This is a genomic window from Brasilonema sp. UFV-L1 (assembly GCF_012912105.1).
Lineage (GTDB): Bacteria > Cyanobacteriota > Cyanobacteriia > Cyanobacteriales > Nostocaceae > Brasilonema.
The window spans coordinates 1-10,550 of record NZ_QMEA01000194.1 but is presented as its reverse complement, the minus strand read 5'-3'; the positions used below and the strand labels follow the sequence as shown (position 1 = coordinate 10,550).

At 41.8% G+C, this 10,550-nt stretch carries 13 protein-coding genes and 4 pseudogenes; 5 read left to right on the top strand and 12 right to left on the bottom strand.

The window, feature by feature from the left end:
* Positions 1 to 144: 144 nt before the first annotated feature.
* Both DP117_RS37115 and DP117_RS37110 read right to left on the bottom strand, forming a co-directional pair.
* Positions 145 to 205, bottom strand: a pseudogene (locus DP117_RS37115) (CopG family transcriptional regulator); the annotation flags it as partial.
* Positions 206 to 307: 102 nt separating this feature from the next.
* Positions 308 to 373, bottom strand: a pseudogene (locus DP117_RS37110) (CopG family transcriptional regulator); the annotation flags it as partial.
* Between the two features lie 210 nt (positions 374 to 583).
* Here DP117_RS37110 and DP117_RS31635 point away from each other — a divergent pair.
* Positions 584 to 814 carry a hypothetical protein gene (locus DP117_RS31635; RefSeq protein WP_169222142.1) on the top strand — a complete coding sequence of 77 codons (231 nt, stop codon included), beginning with the start codon at positions 584 to 586 and terminating at the stop codon, positions 812 to 814.
* Positions 808 to 939: a type II toxin-antitoxin system PemK/MazF family toxin gene (locus DP117_RS37105; RefSeq protein ID WP_339381089.1), complete on the top strand. Its 132-nt coding sequence runs from the start codon at positions 808 to 810 to the stop codon at positions 937 to 939. Before DP117_RS31635 ends, DP117_RS37105 begins: the two co-directional genes overlap by 7 nt.
* Positions 940 to 1,114: 175 nt before the next feature.
* Here the strand turns inward: DP117_RS37105 and DP117_RS31625 are convergent, their stop codons facing one another.
* The 10 genes from DP117_RS31625 to DP117_RS31580 all read right to left on the bottom strand — a co-directional run bounded on the left by DP117_RS31625 (position 1,115) and on the right by DP117_RS31580 (position 8,168).
* Complete coding sequence (locus DP117_RS31625) at positions 1,115 to 1,321, bottom strand: hypothetical protein (protein ID WP_169222141.1); 207 nt, start codon at positions 1,319 to 1,321, stop codon at positions 1,115 to 1,117.
* A complete protein-coding gene (locus DP117_RS31620; protein ID WP_169222140.1) occupies positions 1,267 to 1,704 on the bottom strand; it encodes a GIY-YIG nuclease family protein in 438 nt (145 codons plus the stop codon). Before DP117_RS31620 ends, DP117_RS31625 begins: the two co-directional genes overlap by 55 nt.
* 102 nt (positions 1,705 to 1,806) lie before the next feature.
* The gene (locus DP117_RS31615; RefSeq protein ID WP_169222139.1) at positions 1,807 to 2,739 is read right to left on the bottom strand and encodes an ABC transporter permease; all 933 of its coding nucleotides are present in this window, start codon (positions 2,737 to 2,739) and stop codon (positions 1,807 to 1,809) included.
* 228 nt (positions 2,740 to 2,967) lie between these two features.
* Positions 2,968 to 4,020, bottom strand: coding sequence for an ABC transporter permease (locus DP117_RS31610; RefSeq protein WP_169222138.1), 1,053 nt, complete (start codon positions 4,018 to 4,020; stop codon positions 2,968 to 2,970).
* Between the two features lie 23 nt (positions 4,021 to 4,043).
* A complete protein-coding gene (locus DP117_RS31605; protein ID WP_169222137.1) occupies positions 4,044 to 4,328 on the bottom strand; it encodes a type II toxin-antitoxin system mRNA interferase toxin, RelE/StbE family in 285 nt (94 codons plus the stop codon).
* Positions 4,325 to 4,546: a hypothetical protein gene (locus tag DP117_RS31600; protein WP_169222136.1), complete on the bottom strand. Its 222-nt coding sequence runs from the start codon at positions 4,544 to 4,546 to the stop codon at positions 4,325 to 4,327. The genes DP117_RS31605 and DP117_RS31600 overlap by 4 nt, the downstream gene beginning before the upstream one ends.
* A 162-nt stretch (positions 4,547 to 4,708) precedes the next feature.
* Positions 4,709 to 4,906: a hypothetical protein gene (locus DP117_RS31595; protein WP_169222135.1), complete on the bottom strand. Its 198-nt coding sequence runs from the start codon at positions 4,904 to 4,906 to the stop codon at positions 4,709 to 4,711.
* Positions 4,907 to 4,910: 4 nt separating this feature from the next.
* Positions 4,911 to 5,474: a zeta toxin family protein gene (locus DP117_RS31590; protein WP_169222134.1), complete on the bottom strand. Its 564-nt coding sequence runs from the start codon at positions 5,472 to 5,474 to the stop codon at positions 4,911 to 4,913.
* A gap of 9 nt (positions 5,475 to 5,483) precedes the next feature.
* Positions 5,484 to 6,971, bottom strand: coding sequence for an ABC transporter ATP-binding protein (locus DP117_RS31585; RefSeq protein ID WP_169222133.1), 1,488 nt, complete (start codon positions 6,969 to 6,971; stop codon positions 5,484 to 5,486).
* A 147-nt stretch (positions 6,972 to 7,118) separates the two neighbouring features.
* A complete protein-coding gene (locus DP117_RS31580; RefSeq protein WP_169222132.1) occupies positions 7,119 to 8,168 on the bottom strand; it encodes a BMP family protein in 1,050 nt (349 codons plus the stop codon).
* A 296-nt stretch (positions 8,169 to 8,464) separates the two neighbouring features.
* On the opposite strand from DP117_RS31580, the pseudogene DP117_RS37420 reads away from it, so the two are divergent.
* The 3 genes and pseudogenes from DP117_RS37420 to DP117_RS37410 all read left to right on the top strand — a co-directional run.
* Positions 8,465 to 9,112: pseudogene (locus tag DP117_RS37420) on the top strand (caspase family protein); the annotation flags it as partial.
* Positions 9,113 to 9,652: 540 nt separating this feature from the next.
* Positions 9,653 to 10,048 (top strand): annotated as a pseudogene (locus tag DP117_RS37415) (GUN4 domain-containing protein); the annotation flags it as partial.
* A gap of 15 nt (positions 10,049 to 10,063) precedes the next feature.
* Positions 10,064 to 10,550: GUN4 domain-containing protein (locus DP117_RS37410; protein WP_339381090.1), on the top strand; the 487-nt coding region annotated here is incomplete at its 3' end.

Below are 10,550 nucleotides of genomic sequence, written 5' to 3'. Positions count from 1 at the left end.
GAGTGTTTAAGACTCGACGACGAGTGTTTAAGACTCTCGCACGAGTGTTTAAGACTCGACGACGAGTGTTTAAGACTCGCGAACGAGTGTTTGAGACTCGACGACGAGTGTTTGAGACTCGCAGGTGAAAGGATAGACGACACGTTATTCACCCAAAGATTTCTCTATTGCCCTTCGGATGTATTTTTGATACGATATTCCTTCTTTTTTGGCAACTGTTTTGACTTTTTCTAGTAACTCTTGGTGAAACTCGTAAGTTCACAGTTTTGTCTTTAGGTTTGAATTCAAAACTAACAGGTTTAAAATTGTCTTCATGAAGATAGTCAGATAAGTCTTGTTCTAGTAAACTTTCTACCTCTTCATCAGTTGTCATTTTTGGCAAGATTTTCTTCATAACGAAGCACCTCTTTTTCGTGCATGTAACGGGCACTGATTGGTCTAATTAATATTTCCTCTTCTTTCTGACGTAAGGTAAATGCTACAAAAATATACTTTCCCTTAGTTGATTTACCTACTAGACCTCTCCAAAAATCGTAGCAGCGAGTATCCTAGAAATACAATCACAACCAGCAATCTAAACTGCATGACTGTACATGACCAAACAATAGCTAAAATTCGCCAAATGCCAGAGTCTCTGGTTGAAAAAGTTAGCGATTTTATCGACTTCCTGCTTTGGAAGCATAGCGGTAAGCAATGGGAGGTGTCGCTTGAGTCTGCTGAGTCTAGGGAAATGGTAGAGTCAGACTTTTGTGAGTATCTCCCCAACTTGGAAGACTACGAGAATCGCTTGGCTCGTGGGGAAATTCAGTGGTAGATATTATACGAGGAGATGTCGTTCTGTGCGATCTAAATCCAGTTGTAGGCACAGAACAAGCAGGAATTAGACCTGTTGTGGTTCTACAAATGACTAAAATCATAATTTTTTATTGGCGTTGCTGAATCAGCGTATGAATTGTCATTCTGTTAGCGCAGCGTGCCCGGAGGGCATACGTAACGAAGTGAAGCGTTAGCGCAGCGTGTCCCAAAGACATAGAATCTCTGCAGATGCTTCATTTCGCTTCGCTACATTCAGCATGACAAAACTAGATTCATACTTCAAATCAGCAACGCCTTTTTATTGCCCTCTTCCTGGTTTGCAATCTGCAAAACCCAATGCCTCTGTATCAAGGAAACTGGCGATCGCCATTTCAATTACTGCTTCGACTGGATACTCAATTTCAGTAGCACGAGCAATCAGAGCTTCTCGAATTCGCTTAGGTAAACGCCCTAAGATAACTTCGGCATCAGCGCTCGTAAGTTGCTCTTGAAGTTTAGCTTGCATAGGTTCACCTTTCGGGTGGAATTTGGACGTTGTAAGGAGGTTCGGTAGCCCTTGTGAATAATTGCTTCTAACTCCAATAGTAGCGCAGGGTTTTCCCAGTGAGAAATTGGCTGCACCGCAATACGAATATCTTCATCGCTATATTTGTCGAGCCACGCCCACAAAAAAGCCTTATGCCCACCACTGAAGCGAGCACGCAGACTCTTGGTTTTACCTATATAAAGCAACCCATCAGTTTTATGTCTGATTGCATAGATACCAGGACGAGCAGGAATGTTGGCAAAGTCGCGGCTCAAAGGCTGGCATTGTTCAAAGGGTATGAAGGCAATTGCATCCAAAACTCTCCGAGCTTGGATTTGCAATTGGGAGTCATTTGTCGGCATGAAAGTAAGAAAGCTGATTGCACAGAAATCATGCTCTCACAAATTTTGTTATAGTTTACCACCCAATTTCCTCTTCTGGTCACATGTTATTTAACACTATTGTTAATTGTCTTGCTGATTTTCTGGCGAATAAGGAACACCCAACCCTTGGGGAGGTATAGATTTACCAGCTAATCCTAGTAATGCAAATAAAGCGATCGCATACGGTAACATAACCAAAAACTGGTAAGGAATATTTGCACCCAAAGCTTGAATTCGTAACTGTAAAGCTTCCGTCGCGCCAAACAAAAAACAAGCCAGAGTACTACCTAAAGGATGCCACCTACCAAATATTAAAGCGGCGATCGCAATAAATCCTTTACCTGCACTCATACCTTCTGTAAAAAATCTTATCTGCACCAAAGTCAGATAAGCCCCTCCTAAACTAGCAAGACAGCCACTGAGGACTACAGCCCAATATTGCACTCTTGAGACTGAAACTCCAGCCGTCGCAGCTGCTTTAGGATATTCCCCCACCGCCCGCAAAGTCAGCCCAAAGCTAGTACGAAATAAAATATAGATACTGACAGCAACTAGAATTAACAGTAAATAGACAAGAACATTTTGCTGAAACAATATAACTCCAAGTATAGGTATCTTCGCAAGACCAGGAATGACAATAGGCTCAATTCCTGGTAATCTTTGAGTCATACTGCTATTAAAAACTAACCGCGCTAAAAACGATGTTAACCCCGCAGCTACCAGATTAATCGCTAACCCCGACACCAACTGATTAACATATAAAGTGACACATAAGAAAGCGTGGAGTAAACCGACTAATCCTCCAACAATCAACGCACAGAGAACACCAAGCCAAGGGTTTCCTGTGTGGAAGGTGGCAGCGGCACTAGTAAAAGCACCAGTTAATAGCAGACCTTCCAGAGCAATATTTAGTACACCCGACCGTTCCGAATACATTCCACCAAGGGCAGCAAATGCTAGAGGTACGGCTAAATTTAAACTAGCAACAAAGTAATCAGAATAGTCAATAGTCATATCAAGTTCGGATGATTAGTTATCATTGCAGTCCTCGCGTTACCCCTCCCTAACCCTCCCCGCGAGTTCGGGGAGGGTGCTTGAGGTGCGCGGGTGGGGTATTTCGGTATTTATAAGTGATTAAGCGAACTTGATATCATTGTCAGTTGTCATTAGTTATTTTCCTCTTAACTGTTCCTTTTTTATTCTTTTTTATTCTTAAGTCGTGAGCAAACAAAGTAAAATTTTTCAACCATTAGGAATTTGGTGTTTGCTTAACCTTATTTCTACAGCCAGACTAATGGCAATAAATAACACAGTCAATCCTTGAATTGTATAAACTACAGCCACAGGTACACCAGCACTACGTTGCATGACATTCGCACCACTACGCAAAGCGGCAAAAAATAAAGAAGTCAACACGACACCGCTAATACTACCGCGACTTAAAAAAGCGATCGCAATTGCATCAAACCCATAACCAGATGACACCACCTCAAATAAGCGGTACTTCAACCCCGTGACTTCAGATGCACCAGCTAACCCGGCTAAACCACCTGCTAACGCCATCACTAGCATGATGGTATTTTTAACAGAAATCCGGGCATAATGGGCTGCTGTGGGGTTAAAACCGACAGCGGCAATTTGGTATCCTAGAGGCGATCGCACTAATAACACCCACAACACTCCAGCGGCAATTAACCCAAGTATTATGCCAGCATGGGCAAGACTTTGTGGTAAGATAATAGGCAACTGTGCGGATTTAGCAATCAAAGGCGAATAAGGACTAGGTGCGGCTGGTGCTTTTAAGGGATTTTGCACCAAGTAGCTAACTAAATTCACCGCGATGTAATTCAATAATAGGGTGGTAATAACTTCATTGACTCCTCGCACTGCTTTGAGATAACCGGGTATCCAACCCCAAACCGCACCAAAGAGAAATCCAGCGAGAAGTGCGAGGGGAATGTGTATGACAGCAGGTAATCCTTGCACATATAACCCAATTAAAGTACTACCCAACGCACCGAGGTAAATTTGTCCTTCGCCACCGATATTAAATTGACCAGCCCGCAATGCGACTAATACCCCTAAACTGGTGAATAATAGGGGTGTCATTTTGGTGAGAGTGTTGCCAAACCCAAAGTAAGTAAAAAGAGATTCTTGAAATAAAGCGGTGTAGGCGGTGATGGGATTTGCCCCAGCAAGTAATATGAGGATAGCACCGACGATGAGAGCAGAGGCGATTGCAATCAGCGGTGATAAGATTGGTGGTAGGAGTTGAAAGCGTTTATTTGTAGTCATGGTGATCGCCTTCCACTCATTTCTCAATAAACCTCATCGTGAGTGCCAATATCGATTAGCACAATTCCTTCCTCATCCTCATCAGGATTTGGCTCAAATGTGTAGATAATACGGCAATCATACTCAACCCAACAAGCCCACAAACCCTCTAAATCACCTTTTAACTTATGTGATTTTAAACTCGGTGCAAATGGATCAGTTACAAGTAATTCCAAAACCTCAAAAATTGTTTCTTCTAAGCGAGGATTTTTACGAATAACTCGTTTAAAAGCACGCCTAAAACTACTATCCCAAACAAGAACTCTCATTCTTCACTTAACAAATCAGCCCGCAGATCCTCTAGAGTACCATGCTTGGCTGTACCTGTTCTAACTGCTTTCAGCGTTTGTGCAGCATTTGTTGCAATTTCTTTACGCCGTTGTGAAATCCGTCTTTTAGAAATAAGTTCGAGTAGTAAATCTTGCTCTTCAGTCGAAAGAGCCTCTACATATTCAATGACTGTCTGAAAAGATACAGGTTTGCTCATCGACAGTGTTGATATCTTTTAGTTTTAAAAATTTGGGCGATACTTTTCTATCTTATACCATTTCTCTACAACAATAGGCTTCATCGCTTGTAGATTACGGTAATGCGATCTGCCGAAAGCAGCAGCGTTAGCTCCGGCCCCCTAAGGGGCTAGCTATCGCTGTTATAATGATTGACTGGCATTCTTCTGTTGATTCTGAAGTTCTAAAATCTCATCAGGCGTTAATATGACAATCTTACCATTTTGCATAATGCTAATTGATTGACCAAGCTTACGATGTCGTTCAACAGCGGCTGCAATTGCTGCTTTAACTCCAGCATCAATTTTGCTAGATAAAAGTTCTAATTCTTTCTCAGCCATTTTTTTATCCTCTGATTTGATTCCAGGTTGCATTTTCATAGACAATAAGTTGTTGTCTATAACTCAACTCAGCTACTAAGTTAGCATTCTTACTAGAGTTATCATAAATAATCCAGCGATCGCACAACGGTAAATACAAAGAAATCAGATTTTTCTTCCCCCTTTCATAGCGTCTACGTATCACATCTTCTGGAATTGAGTGTCCACCGCTAGCAACTCGTTGTGCTACCCGTTCTACTGCCAAATCAGGACTTTGTAACCAAAAGTAAATGAGATTGATTATGTAGCCTTTGGCTTTACATTCAATTATAAAAGGTGCAAAAGTTCTGGCAGCTAATGTGGTTTCAAACGCAAAATCACTGCCTGAATTAGATAACGTTCGCAGTCGTGTAATCATTAATCTTCCTGCAACAATCGCCATCGATTCTGGATTTAATGGGGAAAGCCCAGCAGCAATAGCATCTGCATTCACATACTCAAAGCAGTCTAAAAAATTCGCCAATAAACTCATAGACACGGTGGTTTTTCCTGAACCATTTGCACCACCAATGATGTAAAGACTCGGCATTTTATATTCCTAAGCCTCTCTCCTCTGTGTTCCTCTACCCATCAATAAACCAATTTCTTCTACTGTTGCTGTCTGTGCATCCAAAATAGCGACAAACTCACCTCTGTAGATTACGGCAATGCGATCGCTCATTGCCATGACTTCTTCTAACTCAGTAGAAATATACAAGATTGCGGCACCGCGATCGCGTTCTGCCAATAATCGAGAATGAACTGTGGCGATCGCCCCTACATCTAATCCCCGTGTGGGTTGCATCGCCACAATTAAATCTGGTTCTCCCGCCAATTCTCGCGCCAATATAACCTTTTGTTGATTTCCCCCCGATAGTTGGCTTACCTTGATATCTTCCCCACTCGCCCGAATATCAAATTCTTGCATTGCAATTTGGGCATGATTTTTTATTCTTGTTGGTTGTAATAAAAAATTGCGGCAGAATGGTAAGTTTTTAAAAGCTTTCAAAATCAAGTTTTGGGCAATGCTAAACTGTAACACCAAACCCATTTTCTGCCTATCTTCAGGGATGTAACCGACTTCTTGCCTAACTTGAGAGGAAGGGTTATGAAACTCAATTGTACCTTTCTTGAGACTTCTTAAACCTGCGATTGCATCAGCTAATTCTCGCTGTCCATTACCATCGACACCAGCAATTCCTAAAATTTCCCCAGCCCGTAATTGAAACGAAACATTACGGATAGCAGCAATACCTCTATCATCAACTACTTCCAAATTTTGTACCGAAAGAATCTCTTTTCCCGGTACTTTTGATAATTTCTTAACTTGTAAACTGACTTCTCGCCCCACCATCAATTCTGCTAATTCCTGAGGAGTCACTTCTTGAGTTGTCGTTGTCGCGACGACTTTACCTCGTCGTAGTACTGTGACTGTATCACAGAGATTAATAACCTCTTCTAACTTATGAGTAATAAAAATAATAGTCTTGCCAGCCGCTGCCAGTTGTCGCAAGATATGAATTAATGATTCAACTTCTATGGGTGTCAAAACTGCCGTTGGTTCATCGAGAATTAAGAGTTTTGCTTGGCGATATAAAACTTTGAGAATTTCTACTCGCTGTTGTGTCCCTACAGGCAAACTTTCTACTATAGCTGTCGAGTCAATTTCTAACCCATAAGCGTGGGATAAAGCTGTAATTTCTTGTTGTTTTTGTCGCAGATTTAAACGCCAACTATTTTCTGTACCCAGGATAATATTTTCAGTGACACTTAACTGAGGCACAAGCATAAAATGTTGACATACCATGCCTATCCCTAGTTTAATTGCTTCATTTGGTGAAGTCATTCTTACTGATTTATCTTCTAGATAAATTTTTCCAGTATCAGGTTGATAGAGACCACTAATAATATTCATTAAAGTGCTCTTACCTGCGCCATTTTCACCTAAAATAGCATGAATTTTACCAGCCTCAAAACTGAGGCTAATATTCTCATTAGCAACAAACGAATGAAACCGTTTACTAATATTTTCTAAACGTAAATGCATTTACCGCAATCCTAAACCATTCGTAAAATTATCTTTTCTCTCTTCTCTCTTCTCTCTTCTCTTGGCGATCTTGGCGTCCCTTCGCTTCGCTCGAGGGCAGGCTTGGCGGTTCGATAATTCTTATAATTCAATAGGATTGCTATAGGCTCATACTTTTTTAACACAACGCGTATCTTTCCCAGCTTCCTGACAATTTTCAAAAGTAATTTTCTTATCCACAATCTCCTGTTTTACTTTTAAAGCATTTTGTTTCACAGCTTCCGGCACTGCTGTCCCAAATTGACCAAAAGATAATATATCTTCTCTTTCTAAACCTATAGAATAAATCTGTCCTTTGATTTTTTTTTGTTTAGCGAGTTCTGCCAAATAAGCTATAGCTATATCCAAGCGTTTCACTGCACTTGTCAAAACGGCTTTTGGGGCAATCTCCAACTGGTCTTTTGTATTTCCAAAAGCATAAACTCCTTTATCACTAGCTGCTTGTAAAACTACGGGTGAAGCACTATCTAACCATTGATAAATGACATCAGCACCGGAAGCAATTAAAGCAAGAGTCGCTTCTTTTGCCTTAGCAACATCATTCCAATCACCTGTAAATGTAGAAGCAATTTGAATATTCGGTTTCACTGATTTTGCTCCTAATTCAAATCCCCGTAGTTCTTCTTGTGTAGCGGGAAAAGCTTGTCCAGCAATATAAGCTAATTTATTAGATTTCGTCATAGCAGCGCCAATGATGCCACACAAATAACTACCTTGCAAGTGATCTATTCGCAAAGAGGCAAAATTTTCTCCCTTAGTATTACCATTGACACAGACAAAAAATGTATTGGGAAATTGTGCCGCGACTTGTTCCATAGCAGCATCAAATTGTCCACCATGAGCGAATACAAGATTATAACCCTTGCGGGCAAAGTCTGTTAATACTTCTGTTTGATCTGCTTGGGCGACTTGTTCGACATAAGCGACGTTTGCACCTAGCTTTTGTTTAGCTAGGTTTACGCCTTCGTAACCAGATTGATTCCAAGTTTGATCGCTGATGACTCCAGGAAGTGCGATCGCGATTTTAAATTCTTCCCCACCACTACCAGCTGTTGGTGTCGTAGTTTGGTTAGTGCTGCAAGCTTTCAGCAATATGCTAGTCGCAAAAGTCGCCCAACCATACAAAACAAATTTACGTCGGCTAATATTTAGCGTCATATACCGCCTGTTATGGGTGGTTTGGTTCACATTTGTAGCGAATTACTCCTATTTCAAATGCTCCCTTTAGTATAGATATTCATTTTAGAGGTCACCTGCAAGAGCGATCGCCCAAGTTTCCGGAATCGTCTATTTTTGAATTGATATCTACATACGGTGGAATTTTCGCAAGTATAATATTATTCATAATAAAACGAATATTGAAAATATTATGGCTAAGACATCAAACGTTAAAGTAACCATTACTTTAATCAAGGCAATACAGAAATTGCTGAAACCAGAGTAAACTAACAAACATGGCGAAAGTAGCACTATTGATAGGAGTGAGTGAGTACGAACCGGGCTTAAACCCGCTAGCTGCTGCTGTTAAAGATGTCGATGCCATGCAGCGAGTTTTGCAGCATCCAGACATGGGCGGGTTTGCACCAGGTGATATCAAAGTACTGAAAAATCCTCAACGACAAGCGATGGAAGAAGCAATTGAAACGCTATTCTTCAATCGACAAAAGGATGACTTGGTGCTGCTGTATTTTTCTGGTCATGGTATTAAAGATGACATATGCAGACTTTACCTGGCAACATCTAACACTCGTAAAAACACCAAGGGAGAATTGGTCAGAACTACTGCTGTTGCTGCTAGTATGATACACAACCTCATGGAAAATAGGGGTTCGCGGCGACAGGTGATTATTCTTGACTGTTGCTTTAGCGGTGCGTTTGCCCAAGGCATGAGAGCAAAAGATGATGGCAGTTTGGATATCAAGAACCAACTGGCAGAAACCAAGAAACTACAAGAAGTCGAAGGACGGGCAGTTTTGACTTCTTCCACCGCCATTCAGTATTCTTTTGAACAAGAGGATTCTAAGTTATCAGTTTATACCCGCTATCTTGTAGAAGGAATTGAGAAAGGCGCGGCTGACACGGATAATGACGGTGTGATTTCCGTGGATGAATTGCATGAGTATGCGCGCAAGAAAGTGCAGGAAGCAGCACCCGCAATGAAGCCAGAGATTTATGTCATCAAAGAGGGTTACAAAATTCAGCTGGCAAAAGCTCCGATAGGCGATCCGAAATTGGAGTATCGTAAAGAAGTAGAACGCTGCATTCGAGATGGTCAACTTTCACGTGTAGGACGCCGGATTCTCAATCGTCGCCAGAGTGAACTGGGTTTGTCGGCGGATGAAGCAAAAGAAATTGAGAATGAAGTACTTGTTCCTTACCGCAAGCGCCAGCAAAATCTACAAGAATATGAAGAAGCACTGACTGAGGCGTTAGAGGAAGAAGGTACTCTCAGCCGTCACACGCGAGAGGATTTGAAGCGCTTGCAGCAAGTTTTGCAACTCAGAGATGAAGATATTGCACCAATTGAGACGGGGTTAATCCCAGCACGTCAGCAGGAAGAGGAGGCGGATGAGGCGACGAGTTCACACGAACAGATAGCAAAAGATATTACCCCTGAACCTCCACCCTCAATAACTGACGAAGACGATCTCAGTTCTGAAAAAGGCGTAGACTACACGAAACTACGAGACTTACTCGCAGCAGGAAAGTGGAAAGAAGCTGATAATGAAACTTATCTGGTAATGCTTCAAGCTGTCGGGCGCGAAGAAAATGACTACATTAGGCAAGAGGAGTTCTTAAACTTTCCCTGTACTGACCTGCGCACAATAGACCAACTGTGGGTAAAATACAGCAATGGGCGCTTTGGCTTCAGCGTTCAAAAGAAAATTTATCTGAGTGTCGGTGGTCATCTCAACAGCAGTTATGGTGATGAAGTCTGGAATAAATTTGGCGCTTACGTAGGCTGGAGAGTTTTGGGAAACTGGATCACATATGGTAAACTTACTTTTGATACCTCTACACCAGACGGACACCTGCCGTTCCCATACCGTTTTGTGGTAAGCAGTACCAAAGCATGGTTATGTGTATTTGTTGGTGGTCTGTTTTCTCGCATTGAGACTTGTCAATTGCATACAAGCATTGATGACCTCAGTTCAGAAAAAGGCGTAGACTACACGAAACTGCGAGATTTCCTAGCAGCAGGAAAGTGGAAAGAAGCTGACTATGAAACTTACCTGGTGATGCTGCAAGCTGTCGATCGCGAGGAAAAGGACTGGATTAGGGATGAAGAACTCTTAAACTTTCCCTGTACTGACCTGCGCACAATTGACCAATTGTGGGTAAAGTACAGCAATGGATGCTTTGGCTTCAGCGTTCAGAAGGAAATTTACCTTAGTGTCGGCGGTAAGATCGACGGCAGGTATGACGAACAACCTTGGAACAAATTAGGCGATCGCCTGCAATGGAGAGTTAAACAAAAATGGATCGGATGTGATCAACTCACTTTTAATATAGCATCTCCTCATGGACATCTCCCAGCTT